At 62.9% G+C, this 16,283-nt stretch carries 13 protein-coding genes; 9 read left to right on the forward strand and 4 right to left on the reverse strand.

Annotated elements, in window-relative coordinates; translation table 11 throughout:
- The first annotated feature begins 36 nt into the window (after positions 1–36).
- Both AC1DXU_RS00325 and AC1DXU_RS00330 read left to right on the forward strand, forming a co-directional pair.
- On the forward strand, positions 37–1,182 hold the full coding sequence (locus AC1DXU_RS00325) for an ABC transporter ATP-binding protein (protein WP_477362879.1): 1,146 nt from the start codon (positions 37–39) through the stop codon (positions 1,180–1,182).
- Positions 1,183–1,208: 26 nt separating this feature from the next.
- Positions 1,209–3,353 (forward strand): beta-galactosidase, encoded by a 2,145-nt coding sequence (locus AC1DXU_RS00330; protein WP_477362882.1) that lies wholly within the window; start codon positions 1,209–1,211, stop codon positions 3,351–3,353.
- Between the two features lie 27 nt (positions 3,354–3,380).
- Here AC1DXU_RS00330 and AC1DXU_RS00335 read toward each other — a convergent pair whose 3' ends face one another.
- The 3 genes from AC1DXU_RS00335 to mgtE all read right to left on the reverse strand — a co-directional run bounded on the left by AC1DXU_RS00335 (position 3,381) and on the right by mgtE (position 5,722).
- A complete protein-coding gene (locus AC1DXU_RS00335) occupies positions 3,381–3,767 on the reverse strand; it encodes a MerR family transcriptional regulator (protein WP_006335629.1) in 387 nt (128 codons plus the stop codon).
- 154 nt (positions 3,768–3,921) lie between these two features.
- Positions 3,922–4,293 carry a hypothetical protein gene (locus AC1DXU_RS00340; RefSeq protein ID WP_477362885.1) on the reverse strand — a complete coding sequence of 124 codons (372 nt, stop codon included), beginning with the start codon at positions 4,291–4,293 and terminating at the stop codon, positions 3,922–3,924.
- 10 nt (positions 4,294–4,303) lie between these two features.
- On the reverse strand, positions 4,304–5,722 hold the full coding sequence (mgtE, locus tag AC1DXU_RS00345; protein WP_477362887.1) for a magnesium transporter: 1,419 nt from the start codon (positions 5,720–5,722) through the stop codon (positions 4,304–4,306).
- Positions 5,723–5,996: 274 nt separating this feature from the next.
- On the opposite strand from mgtE, the gene AC1DXU_RS00350 reads away from it, so the two are divergent.
- From AC1DXU_RS00350 to AC1DXU_RS00380, 7 genes are all read left to right on the forward strand, one after another.
- On the forward strand, positions 5,997–6,671 hold the full coding sequence (locus tag AC1DXU_RS00350) for a LuxR C-terminal-related transcriptional regulator (protein WP_477362890.1): 675 nt from the start codon (positions 5,997–5,999) through the stop codon (positions 6,669–6,671).
- A gap of 134 nt (positions 6,672–6,805) precedes the next feature.
- Positions 6,806–7,996 carry an aminotransferase class V-fold PLP-dependent enzyme gene (locus AC1DXU_RS00355; RefSeq protein ID WP_477362893.1) on the forward strand — a complete coding sequence of 397 codons (1,191 nt, stop codon included), beginning with the start codon at positions 6,806–6,808 and terminating at the stop codon, positions 7,994–7,996.
- A 14-nt stretch (positions 7,997–8,010) separates the two neighbouring features.
- Positions 8,011–8,973 (forward strand): HpcH/HpaI aldolase/citrate lyase family protein, encoded by a 963-nt coding sequence (locus AC1DXU_RS00360; RefSeq protein ID WP_477276947.1) that lies wholly within the window; start codon positions 8,011–8,013, stop codon positions 8,971–8,973.
- 18 nt (positions 8,974–8,991) lie between these two features.
- Positions 8,992–10,176, forward strand: coding sequence for a malate--CoA ligase subunit beta (locus AC1DXU_RS00365; RefSeq protein ID WP_477311977.1), 1,185 nt, complete (start codon positions 8,992–8,994; stop codon positions 10,174–10,176).
- A gap of 14 nt (positions 10,177–10,190) precedes the next feature.
- The gene (gene sucD, locus AC1DXU_RS00370) at positions 10,191–11,090 is read left to right on the forward strand and encodes a succinate--CoA ligase subunit alpha (RefSeq protein WP_477311978.1); all 900 of its coding nucleotides are present in this window, start codon (positions 10,191–10,193) and stop codon (positions 11,088–11,090) included.
- 92 nt (positions 11,091–11,182) lie between these two features.
- Complete coding sequence (locus tag AC1DXU_RS00375; protein ID WP_477362896.1) at positions 11,183–12,151, forward strand: 2-hydroxyacid dehydrogenase; 969 nt, start codon at positions 11,183–11,185, stop codon at positions 12,149–12,151.
- A 66-nt stretch (positions 12,152–12,217) separates the two neighbouring features.
- Positions 12,218–14,902 carry a phosphoenolpyruvate carboxylase gene (locus AC1DXU_RS00380; protein ID WP_477362899.1) on the forward strand — a complete coding sequence of 895 codons (2,685 nt, stop codon included), beginning with the start codon at positions 12,218–12,220 and terminating at the stop codon, positions 14,900–14,902.
- A gap of 67 nt (positions 14,903–14,969) precedes the next feature.
- On the opposite strand, the gene AC1DXU_RS00385 is transcribed toward AC1DXU_RS00380, so the two are convergent.
- Positions 14,970–15,896: a TauD/TfdA dioxygenase family protein gene (locus AC1DXU_RS00385; RefSeq protein WP_477362902.1), complete on the reverse strand. Its 927-nt coding sequence runs from the start codon at positions 15,894–15,896 to the stop codon at positions 14,970–14,972.
- Between the last annotated feature and the right edge of the window lie 387 nt (positions 15,897–16,283).

A 16,283-nucleotide genomic window follows, 5' to 3' on the forward strand; every position in this document is an offset into this window, starting at 1 on the left:
GGGACGCAACCCGCAAACACGGAAAGGCGCCTGGCAATGAGCAGCGTGGAATTGCGCAAGGTCGACAAGCACTATGTCGGCTATCACGCCCTGAAGACTATCGACCTGAAGATCGAAAAGGGCGAGTTCGTCGTCATGGTCGGACCGTCCGGTTGCGGAAAGTCGACGCTGCTGAAAACAATCGCCGGACTTGAAACCATCAGCAGCGGCCAGATCGTGATCAACGGCCGCGATGTCACCAGGGAAGAACCCGGCGACCGCGGCATTGCGATGGTTTTCCAATCCTATGCGCTCTACCCGCACATGACGGTGGCGGAGAACATGGGGTTCGGTCTCAGGATGGCCAAGCGGCCTAAGCCGGAGATCGACGCCGCCGTAAATCGCGCGGCCCAGATCCTTCGCCTGGAAGAACAGCTCGACAAGCGCCCGAAGCAACTGTCTGGCGGACAACGCCAGCGCGTCGCGATCGGCCGTGCGATCACGCGTTCGCCGGAGGTCTTCTTGTTCGACGAACCCTTGTCGAATCTTGACGCGGCGCTGCGCACCCAGATGCGCGTCGAACTGTCGACGCTGCACAGCCAGCTCGGTTCCACCATGATCTACGTCACCCATGACCAGGTCGAGGCCATGACCATGGCCGATCGCATCGTGGTGCTGAACAAGGGCCAGATTGAACAGGTCGGCTCGCCGCTCGAACTCTATGCCAATCCGGCGAACATCTTCGTCGCCGGCTTTCTCGGCGCCCCGCGCATGAACTTCGTCGAAGCGCGGGTGGCGGACATTCGCGGGAGCAGCGTCAAAGTGACGTTGGAGGGCGCCTCGGCATTCTCGTTCGAAAGCGCCGACACAACCGGTCTCTCGGTCGGCGAGAAGACGACAGTTGGCGTTCGACCGGAGCATCTGCGGATCGTCGAGCAACCGGCGGGGGAAGCGGCCATATTTGGCGGCGAGGTGCGGCTGGCCGAACATCTGGGCCGGGAAACCGTTCTCTATCTCGACGCCTCTCCCCTCGAGACGGTTAACTCGGACAGCGGCACCGGGAATTTTACAGTCCAGCTCAACAAGGTCTCCCCGGTGAGCATCGGAGCTCCCTTGAAGATCGGCTTCACGATCGGCGACGCATATTTGTTCGGTCCTGATGGCCGCACGCTGACACCGCGCAAACCACTGCCAACAGCCTGACCCCTGAATTTGAAAGCCTATCGACGATGCATCGCATGAAACCGGCTCCGCTTTCCGTTTGGCGACCACTCAATCTCGACCGCTTCTTGTTGGGAGCACCGCACTACCCCGAACATGTCGACGAAAGCTCGTGGCAACGCGACGCCGAGCGCATGGCCGCCGCCGGTGTCAACACTGTTCGCATGGGTGAATTCGCCTGGCATATTTTCGAACCCCGCGAGGGCAAGTTCGACTTCGGGCTTTTTGACCGGGCAATCGAGGTTTTAGGTGCCGCGGGCATCGACACCATCATGTGCACGCCAACCGCGACGCCGCCGCGCTGGCTGACCGTCAACTATCCCGAGGTGCTGCGGGTCGACGTCAACGGCCACCCGACAAGCCATGGATCGCGTCAGCACGCCGACACCACCAGCCCGGTGTTCCGCGCCCACAGCCGCCGCATCACGCGCGCCATGGCCGGGCACTACATGAACAATCCGCGCGTCATCGGCTGGCAGACGGACAACGAGCTCAACACCACTGTCTCGGAATCCTACTCGGTCGCAACACGGCTGGAGTTCCAGAAATTCCTGCAGCAGAAATATGATGCGATCGATGCGCTGAACTTCGCCTGGGGCGGCCATTTCTGGGCGACAGCCTATGATGATTTCTCCCAGATCGAACTGCCGCGGCCGCTGATGCCGTCCTATCCGAGCCCCGGCCATGTGCAGGATTACCATCGCTTCCTGGCTGCGGCGACGGCAGCTTTCCAGCACGACCAGGTCGAGATCCTGCGCGCCACCAATCCCAACTGGTTCATCTTCCACAATCTCGGCCAGCTCGTCGACATCGACTTCCGCGGCCAGTTCGGACAGGACCTCGACTTCATCGCCTTCGACATCTACCCGATGCTGTACGACGAAATGCGGCGCACCGGCGGCCATGCCGCCACGCAAGCGCTGCATCTCGACGTCTGCCGCGCATACTCCGGCAACTTCATCGTGCCGGAACAGGCCTCGGGCTTCGGCAGCCAACCGGGCTTTTCAACCATGACCCCCGAGCCGGGCGAGATGCGCCGCATGGCGATGACGTCAGTGGCGCGTGGTGCCGACGGCATCATGTTCTTCCGCTGGCGCCCGGCGCATTTCGGCGCCGAGATTTACTGGATGGGGGTCATCGATCACGACGATGTGCCCCGCCGCCGTTACGACGAGGCGAGCCGGTTCTTCCACGAGATCGCCGGCATCAAGGACCGGATCCTTGGTACTGTCGTGCGGATGGACATCGGCATCGCCGGCGCCGATTTCGACAACCAGGAAGCGCACAAGACCTATCCGATGGGATTGCCGAGCCCGCTGGAAGACGCCACGCTGCTGCACCGGTACTGCTACCACAACGGCATCGCCTGCGGTTTCATCCACCCCGAAGACGATCTGTCGCGGCTCAAGGCGCTCTATGTTCCGCATTGGGTGATGTGGAAGCAGGAATGGAATGCCGCGGTCGAGACTTTTGTCCGCAACGGCGGCACGCTGATCCTGTCGGCCTTGACCGGCACAAGGGACGACAACAACCACATCGTTCGAGAGCAGGCACCCGGGCACGATCTTTCGGCGCTCAGCGGCGTCAGGGTCGCCGAATTCGGTCGCCTCGTCCCGACGGGCGGCACGGGACTGTTTCCCTTGTTCCGCCAGGCCGCGATGGGCGCCCATGTGCCGCCAACGCCTCTGCCGGCCTCATCGGCGGAGCGCAAGTATCACTTCACGTTCGGCAACAGGCAGTTCGAGGCCGCACATCTCTACGAACTGCTCGAGATCGAGCCGGACACCGAGGTGCTCGGCACGTGGTCAGGTCGTTTTTGCGCCGGACAGCCGGCGATCACCTCCCGGCAACTCGGCAAGGGCCGCGTCGTCTATGCCGGCACCTATCTTACTTCAGAGCTTGCCGAAGCCATTGCCGATATCGTTCTTGCCCAGGCCGGTGTCGCGCCCTTGCTTCCTGAATTGCCCGCCGGAGTGGAAGTGTCGATCCGCGAGGCTGAAGACCGCCAGCTGATGTTCATCCAAAACACCACGGAAATTCCGGTCACCGTGCCGGACGTCCCCTTGGGTACCGATCTGCTGACCGGTCACCCGACTGCGGGCCCCCTGCAGCTTGAAGCCTATGGCTGCGCGGTGATTCACCTCAGCTCTTGAGAAGGCCGTGGAAAGGGGCGACGGCGTTCAGGTGTTGACGCCGAGCTCCACCAATCGCTCTACACAGGACTCTTCAGCCTGGTCGAGTTCGGCCAGCGTCTCTTCGAGGTCGCGTCGCTTCTGCCTGAGATCCTCGCGCTTTTCCTCGATGCGCTTGATCATCAGCTTGAGTTGACCGACCTCGCCGGGCGGCTCCTTGTACATCTGGATGATTTCGCGGATTTCGTTGATCGAAAAGCCGAGCCGTTTTCCGCGCATGATCTGGCGGATGAGATGCCGGTCGGATGGGCGAAACAGCCTTGTGCGGCCGCGCCGCACCGGCTGCACCAGCCCTTCATCCTCGTAAAAGCGCAGCGTCCGCGTCGACACCTCGAATTCGCGAGTGAGTTCGGTGATCGAGTAATATTCCCGCATTGTCACTCCAGATGCCGGAATCCCGGGCGATCGCCAAGCGGCGTCGCCCTTTTGTCCCGAACCAAACCCATGCCATGCCGGAATCGACGTGGCGCCCCGCGCAAGCCTCGCACGGCATTTACGTAAAAGTCAATTGAGGCTTCGGGCAGTAGTCTCAGTTCATCATTGCGGCAGCGAACCAAGGAAAAACTGAGCAGGCATCTGCTTCAGCAGCTTCAGCGCTGTCATAGTATCCAGAGCCGTATGTTGGAAGCCAGAGGCCGTATGGTTCTCCGGTGCCATCGTTCTCGTACTCTTTCCAGGTTTCTTCATAGAAGCTGAAAAGTTGAGCCGGGAGGACATGCGCGAGGATCCCAACACGGATCAGCCTGTCCTCGCGATAACGCATCTTGATTGTCTTGTTCATACAGCGACTGGCTTTTGTAATGACGTGCTTGCCGGTTTCGGCGCAACCGCGCCCGTCTTCTCGTAAAGATCGTCTATAAACAGCGGAGATGCATATCGCATTCCGGCAAATTTCACCCATGGTTCGCGCTTCAGGGCACTGCGAACCACCAGGTGGCGAGCCCCAGAAAGGCAAAGAAGCCAACGACGTCGGTGACCGTGGTGACGAACACCGCAGAGGCCACCGCCGGATCGATCTTGAACCGGTCGAGCAGCAGTGGGATCAGGATGCCGGCAAGGGCTGCCACGAACATGTTGATGATCATCGCCGCCGCAATGATGCCGCCGAGATTCGGATCCCAGAACCAGGCCGCCGCGGCGATGCCGATCAGGATGGCGAAGATGATGCCGTTGATGAAGCCCACCCCCATCTCGCGACGGATGATGCGGCCGGCATTGTAGATGTCGAGATCCTTGGTGGCCAGCGCCCGCACGGTGACGGTCATGGTCTGCGAACCGGCATTGCCGCCCATGCCGGCCACGATCGGCATCAGCACGGCAAGTGCCACGATATGCTCGATCGTATGGTCGAACAGGCTGATCACCGACGCCGCCAGGAAAGCGGTGAGAAGATTGATGAGCAGCCAGGGCACGCGCGACCGCGAGGTCGAGACAATGCTGTCCGACAGCTCTTCGTCGCCGACGCCGCCCATGCGCAAAAGATCCTCTTCGGCCTCCTGCTGGATGACGTCCACCATGTCGTCGATGGTCAGCACGCCGACCAGCCGTTCGTTCTCGTCGACGACGGCGGCGGACAGAAGATCGTATTGTTCGAAATCGCGCGCCGCCTCTTCCTGGTCCATCGTGGCCGGAATGGCGTGCCTTGTCTCATGCATGACCTCCTCGACCTTCACCGAGCGCTTGGTGCGCAGGATCTGGTCGAGATCGATGGCGCCAAGCAGCTTGAAGCTCGGATCGATGACGAAAATCTGGCTGAAGCGGTCGGGAAGGTTTTTGTCCTCGCGCATGTAGTCGATGGTCTGGCCGATGGTCCAGAACGGCGGCACCGCGACGAACTCCGTCTGCATGCGGCGGCCGGCGGTCTCTTCGGGATAGTCGAGCGAGCGGCGCAGCCTGATCCGTTCGGTGAACGGCAGTTGCGACAGGATCTCGTCCTGGTCTTCCTTTTCGAGATCTTCGAGAATGTAGACCGCGTCGTCGGAATCGAGTTCCTGCACCGCCTGGGCGATCTGCGCATTGGGCAGATTGTCGACGATCTCCATGCGGATCGCCTCGTCGACCTCGGTCAGCGAGGAAAAGTCGAAGTCGGCGCCCAGCAGTTCGACCAGCACGCGGCGCTGTTCGGGGTGGAGCGCTTCGAGCAGGTCGCCCAGTTCCGACTGGTGCAGATCGTCGACTTCGCGCTTCAGCGTCAGCGTGTCGCGATCGGCGATCGCCGCACCGATCTGGGCCAGGAATGACGACAGAATGACGCCGTCCTCGCCATAGATATCGGCGTGGCTGTCTTCAGCGGCTCTGGCGCCGGTAGTCTGTTCGCCCTGGCGTTCCACCAGCGCCTCCCGCCATCGGAATTCCGGAAAAGGTGCCTGTCAGGTCTAGCGCGCAACGCACGGGAATATCAAACGAAATGCGCCCTGCCCTGCATGCGGCACCGGGGCGATTCTATCAAAGAACGACGCTGCCCGGGCTTCAGACGGCGCGACAGCGCATGTCGCTGGGGAAAGAGCACCCATTCGCGGTTAGGGCAGAATTGCCGTCGTGTAAGTTGCAGAAAAAACCGCATCCGCCTGTGCCCCGTAAAGTGGCCAAGATAACCGGAAGCCCTTGAACACAACGTCAGAGAGAACAACCGAGGCAATCGCAGGGCAACGCGTTCGCGTCGTCGTCGCCGAGCGCAATCCGCTCGTTGTGTCGGCACTGCGTGAAATGCTGCAGTGCGACGGGCGTTTCGAGTTTTTCGGCTCCGTGCGAAGCGGCAAGCATTTCCTCGAATTGGCAATGGCGGGTGAATTCGACGTCGCCGTTATCGGCTGGAAGCTCGTCGACATGGACGGCGCCGATGTGCTGGCCGAGATCCAGAACCGCAAGCTCGACGTGCGCGTCACCGTCTTTTCCAACGACCACGATATCGGCATCCTGAAGCAGTGCGTGCGCCTCGGCGCGCAGGGATATTGCTTTCAGTTCGACGACCCGCCGGTGATTTTCGAGACCATCCTGGCGGTCGCGCATGGACGTATCTGCATCCCGTACATCGACATCAACAAGGTCAACGACACGCCGCTGTCGCAGCTCACCGTCCGCGAACGGGAACTGCTGGCGGTGCTTTCCGACGGCTGGACCAACCTTCAGATCGCGACCCGCACCGGGATCTCCGAGAATACGGTGAAATACCACCTCAAGAATCTCTACGACAAGCTCGACGTCCGCAACCGGGCGATGGCGGTGGCGCTCTATTCGAACGAGAAGCGTCGTACCCTTTCGGGTAGGCCGACCGGGTAGGCCAAGTGGGTAGGCCAAGTGGGTAGGTTCGTCCTACCCGCGCGCCGCGATTACTTACCCGGCAAGGTGTTGTTGCACCACGCGGTCCAAACGACACTCCCTCCACAATGTCGAAGCATCGGAGGAGTTCGCACATGGCTGGGTTCACCCACCTTTTCATCCCAGGACCCACCAACATTCCCGAACGGGTCAGGCAGGCAATGAACCTGCCGATGGAGGACATGCGCGCCGGGACGTTCCCCGATTTCACCTTGCCGCTGTTCGAAGACATCAAAAAAGTCTTCAAGAACGAAACCGGCCGCGTCTTCATCTACCCGTCATCGGGCACCGGCGCCTGGGAAGCAGCGATGACCAATGTGCTCAGCCCCGGCGACCGCGTGCTGATGTCGCGCTTTGGCCAGTTCTCGCATCTGTGGATCGACATGGCCGAACGTCTCGGCTTCGAGGTCGATGCGATCGACTGCGAATGGGGAACCGGTGTTCCACTCGAGCTTTATGCAGAAAAACTGAAGGCGGACACGGCGCATCGCATCAAGGCGGTGTTCTGCACCCAGAACGAGACCGCCACCGGCGTCACCAGTGACGTCGCCGGCTGCCGCGCCATACTCGATGACGCAAACCACCCTGCCCTGCTTTTCGTCGACGGGGTGTCGTCGATCGGATCGATCGATTTCCGCCAGGAGGAATGGGGCGTCGACTGCGCGGTCAGCGGCTCGCAAAAGGGTTTCATGCTGCCCGCCGGTCTCGGTTTCCTGTCGGTCAGCAAGAAGGCGCTCGTCGCCTCGAGGACCGCTACCCATCGGCGCTGCTTCTTCTCCTTCGAGGACATGATCCGCGCCAACGATGCCGGCTATTTCCCCTATACACCGGCGACGCAATTGCTGCGTGGTCTGCGCGCCTCGCTCGACCTCATCGCCGAGGAAGGGCTGGAGAACATCTTCGCCCGCCACCATCGCCTCGCCGAAGGCGTGCGCAAGGCGGTCGACGCCTGGGGCCTGAAACTTTGCGCCAAGGCGCCGAAGTGGCACTCCGACACCGTCAGCGCCATCCTTGTGCCGGAAGGCATCGATAGCGGCGACGTCGTCAAGCAGGCCTACCAGAAATACCAGACCTCGCTCGGCGGCGGCCTCAACAAGGTGTTCGGCAAGGTTTTCCGCATCGGCCATCTCGGTTGGCTGAACGAGGTGATGGTGCTGGCCTCGCTGTCGGCGGCGGAGATGGCGCTGCTCGACTGCGGCGTCAAGCTGGCGCCGGGCTCCGGCGTCGGCGCTGCGATCGGCCATTTCCGCCGCTCGCAGCAGTCCGCCATCGCCGAAGCCGCCTGATCCCGGAGCGCACCATGAGCCACACAATCAACCACCTCAGAAAGCTCCGGCTGCAGCGCAGCGAACTGGCCGTTCCCGGCTCAAGCCCGGAGATGATCGACAAGGCGGCGAACAGCGCCGCCGACTTCATCTTCCTCGACATCGAGGATGCGGTCGCTCCGCCGGACAAGGAGCGGGCACGCAAGAACATCATCCAGGCGCTCAACGACATCGACTGGCACGCCAAGGGCAAGACGGTTTCGGTGCGCATCAACGGCCTCGATACGCACTACATGTATCGAGACGTGGTCGACGTGATGGAGCAGGCCGGCGACCGGCTGGACACCATCCTGGTGCCGAAGGTCGGCGTCCCGGCCGATCTCTACATGGTCGAAGCCATGGTCAACCAGATCGAGATGGCCAAGGGTTTCAAGACCCGCGTCGGTCTCGAAGCGCTGATCGAGACCGCACTAGGCATGGCCAATGTCGAGGCGATCGCGGCTTTCCCGGGACGGTTGGAAGCCATGCATTTCGGCGTCGCCGACTATGCCGCCAGCAACAAGGCGCGCACCGTCAACATTGGCGGCCTCAATCCCGACTATCCCGGCGACCAGTGGCATTTTGCCCTGTCGCGGATGACCGTCGCCTGCCGGGCCTACGGCCTGCGCGCCATCGACGGACCGTTTGGCGATTTCTCCGATCCGGAAGGCTACATCGCCGGCGCCAGGCGTGCGGCGGCACTTGGCATCGAAGGCAAATGGGCAATCCACCCCTCGCAGATCGCGCTTGCCAACGAGGTCTTCTCACCGCCCGAGAAGGAAGTGACGCGCGCCAGGCGCATCCTCGAAGTGCTGAAGGAGGCTGAGGCGCAGGGCAAGGGAGCGGCGGCGCTTGACGGCAAGATGATCGACGCGGCGTCGGAACGCATGGCGCGCAACGTGTTGGTGGTCAACGAGGCAATCGAACGCGCCGGTCAGCCGCGCGCTGCTGCGCATTGAGGATCCCGGGAGGACAAAATGGACATTCACGAATATCAGGCCAAGGAACTGCTCGCCCGGCACGGAGTCCACATCCCGCGCGGCGGCCTCGCCTACAGCCCCGAGCAGGCGACCTACCGCGCCCGCGAGATCGGCGGCGGCAAATGGGTCGTCAAGGCGCAGGTTCATTCCGGCGCGCGCGGCAAGGCCGGCGGCATCAAGCTGTGCGTCAATGACGAGGAAATCGCGGAAGCCGCCGAGGCCATGCTCGGCCGCAAGCTGGTGACCCATCAGACCGGCCCGCGCGGCAAGCTGATTTCGCGGCTCTACCTCGAGGAAGCCGTCGACATCGCGCAGGAGCTCTATGTCGGCTTCGTGCTCGATCGCAAGGAGGAGCGCGTCATGATCGTCGCGTCGGCCGCCGGCGGCATCGAGATCGAGGACATCGTCGAAAGGGCTCCGGATTCCATCATCCGCACCACGGTCGATCCCGGCGTCGGCATGCAGCGGTTTCAGGCGCGCGAGATCGCGTTCGGGCTCGGCCTCGACCAGAACCTGATCGGCAAGGCGACCGAAACCATCCTCGGCTGCTACCAGGTGTTCCGCGACTACGACGCCTCGATGCTGGAGATCAATCCGCTGGTGGTGACCCGCGACGGCAACCTCGTCGCGCTCGACGCCAAGATGTCGTTCGACGAGAACGCGCTGTTTCGCCGGCCCGAAATCTCCGAATTGCGCGACAAGAGCCAGGAAGACGCGCGCGAAACCTTTGCCAGCGACCGTGGCCTTTCCTATGTCGGCCTCGACGGCAATATCGGCTGCATTATCAACGGCGCCGGCCTCGCCATGGCGACGATGGACATGATCAAGATCGCCGGCGGCGAGCCGGCCAACTTCCTCGACATCGGCGGCGGCGCCTCGCCCGAGCGGGTTGCGAAATCGTTCCGCGCCGTGCTTGGCGACAAGAATGTCGAGACCATCCTGGTCAACATCTTCGCCGGCATCAACCGCTGCGACTGGGTCGCCGAGGGTGTCATCAAGGCGATCCGCGAAGTCGGCGTCAACGTGCCGCTGGTGGTGCGGCTCGCCGGCACCAAGGTCGAGGAAGGACGCCGCATCCTGGCCGATTCCGGCGAGGCGGTGATCGTCGCCGACACGCTGGCCGAAGCCGCCGAGAAAGCCGTCGCCGCCTGGCGCGCGGCCACCAAGAAAAAAGCAGCCTGAGGGAGGTCGAAAAAATGGCAATCCTGCTCAACCGCAGCACCCGCGTCATCGTCCAGGGCTTCACCGGCAAGATCGGCAGTTTTCATGCCGAGGACATGAAACGCTACGGCACCAAACTTGTCGGCGGCGTGACGCCCGGCAAGGGCGGCCAGACGCATCTCGGCCTGCCCGTCTTCAATACCGTCAAAGGCGCGGTGCGCGAAACCCGCGCCGAGGCCAGCATCGTCTTCGTGCCGCCGCCCTTTGCCGCCGACTCGATCATGGAGGCAGCGGACGCCGGCATAAAACTCTGCATCTGCATCACCGACGGCATTCCTTCGCAGGACATGATGCAGGTCAAGCGCTACATGCTGCGCTATCGCTTCGAGGACCGCATGCGGCTGATCGGGCCAAACTGCGCCGGCATGATCACGCCCGGACAGGCCCTCATGGGCATCATGCCCGGCAGCATCTACCTTCCCGGCAGGGTCGGCATTGTCGGGCGTTCGGGCACGCTCGGCTACGAGGCCGCGTCGCAAATGAAAGCGCTCGGCATCGGCGTTTCCACCAGTGTCGGCATCGGTGGCGATCCGATCAACGGCTCGTCCTTCAAGGACATTCTGAAGCTGTTCGAGCAGGACGACGACACCGACGCCGTGGTCATGATCGGCGAGATCGGCGGACCGCAGGAAGCCGAAGCCGCGCTCTGGGCGCGCGACAACATGCGCAAGCCGCTGATCGCCTATATCGCTGGACTGTCCGCGCCGAAAGGCCGCCGCATGGGCCATGCCGGCGCGATCATCTCGGCCTTTGGCGAGTCGGCACAGGAGAAGGTCGAAATCCTGAAAGAGGCCGGCGTCGTCATCGTGCCGACGCCATCCTCCTTCGGCGAAGTCGTGGCCGACACGCTGGCGCAAGCGAAGAAGGCGGCGTGATCAGTCGAGCGGCGAACGCCGCATCGCGCAAGATGTGAAATCTGTTTCGGGTCGGCGCAAGCATCGCCGCCCTCCGATTGGCAGGATATCAGATGAAACCGCGTTTGATTGTCACCCGCAGATGGCCGGCCGCCGTTGAAGCGATCCTTGCCGAGCGCTTCGACACGACGTTCAACGCCAGCGATACGCCGCTGAGCCCTGCTGCGATGACTTCCGCCTTCGCGGATTTTGACGCGATCCTGGCAACGGTCAGCGACCGCTTGCCTTCCCAGGTGTTTCCCGAAAGCGCCGCACGCGCCCGGATCATCGCCAATTTCGGCGTCGGCTTCAGCCATATCGATATCACGGCGGCGCGCGACCGCGACATCGTGGTAACCAACACGCCGGGCGTGCTGACCGATTGCACCGCCGACCTCGCGCTCAGCCTGATCCTGGCTGTCGCGCGCCGGACCGGTGAAGGCGAGCGGCAATTGCGGGCCGGAGAGTGGCGTGGCTGGTCGCCGACCCACATGGCCGGCGCCAAAGTATCGGGCAAGACCCTGGGCATTGTCGGCATGGGGCGCATCGGCAAGGCGACAGCCAGGCGCGCGCATTTCGGCTTCGGCATGAAGATCGTGTTCTTCAACCGGTCGCCGGTCGATGATGACGAGACGCGCGCCATGGGCGCGGTGCAGATGCAGACCCTGGAAGGGCTGCTCACGGCATCCGACTTCGTCTCGCTGCACTGTCCGGGCGGCGCGGAAAACCGCCATCTCATCGATGCCCGCAGCCTGCGGCTGATGAAAGGCGGCGCGTTCCTGATCAACACGGCGCGCGGCGACGTCGTCGACCAGGATGCCCTGATCGGTGCGCTGGAAAGGCGCGAGATCGCAGGCGCCGGTCTCGACGTCTTTGCCGAGGAGCCGGCCGTTCCGGAGGCGCTGAAGCGGTTGGAAAACGTCGTGCTGTTGCCGCATCTCGGCAGTGCGACCGAGGAAACGCGGGTGGCGATGGGCATGAAGGTGGTGGAGAACCTGACCGCCTTCTTCGAGGGTCGTCCGGTGCCCAACCGGGTCGCCTGACAGCCGGCGCCGGTCTCGCTCCAGGGCGCGGCTGCAATTGCAATCGATGCGGACGAGGAAGCGGCTTTGGAACAGAGCAGACGCATCAAATTTCGCGAGGACGAGCGCAGCCTGTTGTTGCGCCTGCTGCTTCAGGTCGCAAGCGCGCGTGAGCCCGAGATCGCCGCCGTTCTAAGCGGACGCAGGTCGCTTGTCTCGCTTGCCCAGGAGCAGCGCATCCCGGCGCTTCAGGCGAGCGGCGTATGGTTCCAGCTGCTGGCGATTGCCGACGAATTGCTTGCCATGCGGGCGCGTCGCGAACTCGAACAAGGCGCGGGGGTCGACGAAGTGCCCGGGTCCTTCGCCAGCGTGGTCGCGCAGATGGCAGCGAACGGTCAGTCGGCCGACGAAGTTCAGGCGGCGTTCGACGAACTTTGCGTCGGTCCGACCATGACCGCCCATCCGACTGAGGCCAAACGCGTCACGGTGCTGGAGATCCACCGCCGCATCTATCGCAAGCTGACCGAGCTCGACCAGCCGCGCTGGGCGCCGCGCGAACGCGACCTGTTGGTCGCCGATCTGGAAAGCGAGATCGAGCTTCTATGGATGACGGGCGAACTGCGGCTGGAGCGCCCGACGGTCGAACGCGAAATCGCCTGGGGCCTGCATTTCTTTCGCGAAGTCCTCTTCGAGGCAACGCCGCAGCTCTATGGCAAGCTCGAAGGCGCCTTCGAGCGTCATTATCCGGGAAAGCCGATCAGAATTCCCGCCTTCATGCGCTATGCCTCGTGGATCGGCGGCGACCGCGATGGCAATCCAAATGTGACGGCCACAGTCACCGACCATGCCATGGCCGAGTACCGCAACACCGCCATAGGCTGGTATCTGACGCAGGTTCAGCGGTTGGTGACGGTGCTCAGCGCCAGTTCGAACGTCATCGACCTGCCGGCCAGCTTCAAGCCGGTGCTGCAAGCAGCACTTGATAGAAGCGGAGAGGCGCAATTGATCGCAGCCCGCAACCCTGACGAACCGCTGCGCCAGTTCGCATCGGCCCTGTATGCCCGGCTGGTGGCCACGCGAGACGGCGGTGCGGCGGCGTACCTCTCGGCAGAGGCGTTTCGTGCCGATCTGAATGGGCTGTCTTGCGTTCTCGAAGCGATCGGAGGGCGCGCGGTCGCCAGGCGTTTCGTCAAGCCTCTGCTTTGGCAAGTCGGAAGCTTCGGCTTCCGCACCGTCTCGCTCGACGTCCGGCAGAACTCCACGGTCGTCAACCGGGTGCTGGCCGAGCTGTTTGCGCTGACAAATCCCGCCGAGCCGGTCACGGCCGGCACCCCGCAATGGTCGGCGCGCATTCGCTTAGGCCTCAGCCACGGCGAGCGGCTGGAGATCGACGCGAGGCGGCTCTCGCCTGAAGCGGGTGAACTGCTTTCGACATTCTCCGTCATCGCCAGGCACATCTCCACTTCGGATGCCGACGCTGTCGGCTGTTTCGTTCTCAGCATGACCCGCTCGGTCGACGACCTGCTCGCGGTCTATCTGCTGGCGCAATATTGCGGACTTTCAACCGCGCCCGGTGGCGGCGGCACGATCAGGCTGCGGATTGTGCCCTTGTTCGAGACCATCGCCGATCTGCAGGCCGCCCCTGCCATCCTGAATGAATTGCTCGGCATTTCGCTGGTGAGGCGCACGGTACGGGATTTTCGCGCGCGCCAGGAGATCATGCTCGGCTATTCGGATTCCAACAAGGACGGCGGGTTCCTGGCTTCCAATTGGGAACTGGCAAAAGCGCAAAAGCGCCTCGCTGCCGTCGGACGCAAGCATAAGATCAGGATCAGTTTCTTTCACGGTCGCGGCGGCTCGGTCAGCCGTGGCGGCGCGCCGACCGGCCGGGCGATCGCGGCACAGCCGCAAGGCACTGTCGCCGGAACCATGCGGGTGACCGAACAGGGCGAGGTCGTATCGTCGAAATTCGCCAATCGCGGCACCGGCCTCAACCAGCTCGAGGTTCTCGCTGCAGCCGTGCTGGGTCACAGCGCCGCATCGCCCGGCGACGTCGAAACGACGCAGACACCCGAGTTCGACGAAGCGCTGGAAGCGCTGGCAGGCATGTCGCAGGCGTCCTATGCCAGATTAATGGCCGAGCCCGGCTTCCTCGACTATTTCAACCAGGCGAGCCCGGTGGCGGAATTGGCGCTGCTGAAAATGGGCTCACGGCCGGATCGCCGTTTCGGCGCCAGCGGCATTGCCGACCTGCGCGCCATTCCATGGGTGTTCGCCTGGAGCCAGAACCGTCATCTGTTGACCGGCTGGTATGGGATCGGCAGCGCGCTCAGCTCGTTCGTCACGGTGCGCGGCGAGGCCGGGCGCGAACTTCTGGCCCGCATGTTCGAGCACTCGCGCTTCTTCCGCCTGATCGTCGACGAGGCCGAGAAGACGCTTTACCAGTCCGACATGGAGATCGCGCGGCTCTACGCCGGCCTGGTGTCCGACAGCGATGCCGCGGCAAGAATCTACGCTCGCATCGGCGCCGAATACGAGCTGACGCGACGCCTGATCGGTGACCTCACGGGAGGCGATCTTTCCGCGCGCTTTCCGATGTTCAAGCGGCGTTTTGACAATCTGCGGCGGCAGATGGATGACATTCACCGGCTGCAGGTCGACCTGCTGCGTGAAGTTCGTACAAATACCGGGACAGCGGATCAGAAACGGGCGACCGACGCTCTGCTTGTATCGATCAATTGCATCTCGGCTGGCCTTGGGTGGACGGGTTAGGCCCGGCTTTTGCCGAGCTACCCCGTCATCGCCCAGGGCTACAGCGGCTCCCTAGGTTCGACCGCGCTCAGGCGGCCTTGTCTGTCGCGGGCTTCGCGACCTTGGTGCGGGTGGCGCTGCGACGACCGTCGACGCTGACCGGAACGTCGCCGTCGACGGTGGCGCGACGGACGACGCGGTGCTGATCGCCATAATCGTTGACTGCGTAGTGCTGCGTGGCCCGGTTATCCCAGATCGCCACGTCGTCGGCTTTCCAGCGCCAGCGGACAGTGTTCTCCGGCGCGGTGACATAGGACTGGAACACTTCGTAGAGCCGCGCTGAATCGCTTTTGGAAAGACCGATCAGCCGTTGCACGAAATTGCCGAGCAAAAGCGTGCGCTCGCCTGTTTCGGGATGGACGCGGACGACGGGATGCTCGGTCTCGTAGACCGTTGAGGTGAAGACCTCCTCGAAATGCTTCTTTTCCGCAGCGCTCGCACGCGGCCGGACCGCCGCATAGTCGTAGGCGTTGCTGTGAACCGCCCAGAGATTGTCCGCCAGCAGCTTCAACGGCGCGGGCAGGTCCTGGTAGGCCGCGGCGGTGTTCGACCAGATGGTGTCACCGCCGGCCGGCGGTATGACGACGCCGCGAAGAACAGAGAATTTCGGATAGGCGTCAACGAAGGTGACGTCGGTATGCCACTGATCGGCACGACCGCCACCACGGCTCGAATCGAGCTCGAGAATGGACGCCGTTCCCTTGATGGGACCTTGGGTCGGATGCGGCACCAGGTCGCCGAGACGATGGGCGAAGCGCTCCTGCTCGGCATCGTCGAGATGCGCCTGGTCGCGGAAGAACACCACCTTGTGCCGCAACAGGATCTGGTTGATCGCCGCCACCGTCTGCTGCGGCAGATCGCCGGAAAGCCGTATGTTCCTGATCTCGGCGCCGACACGTCCCGTCAGCGGGACAATATCGGCTTCCGGGATGATTTGGTCGACGAGTTTGGTCATGGGAGTCTCCATTCTCTAAAACCACTGGCGCAACTTCGCCGAGGAGGCGAAGGCCCGTCAGAACTTGGCGGGCAGTGCTGGGATCATATCAAAACATAATTCTACAAATTCCATAGAAAAAGTCTTTCAAAGTTCAGCGGCTGGGAGAAAAATGCCATCTGCCCAAGCGCCTTCTCGCAGCTAGCGGTGGCATGCAGCGCCAGCGATGGCCGATGCTAAATCGTACAGGCTTTGCCAGGGAGGGCTATGGCGAAGCTTTCAATTGGGTGAGAAACCGTTCCAGGACGGATGAGCTGCGCTGATAGGACAACGCATCGCCCTGCCGGGACGATGCCGGTTGCGGGCTCTGGATGGCGGCGGTCTCGATCGCCTTGTCGCCAAAAACGA

It is taken from the genome of Mesorhizobium sp. P3_A10 (genome assembly GCF_056403175.1).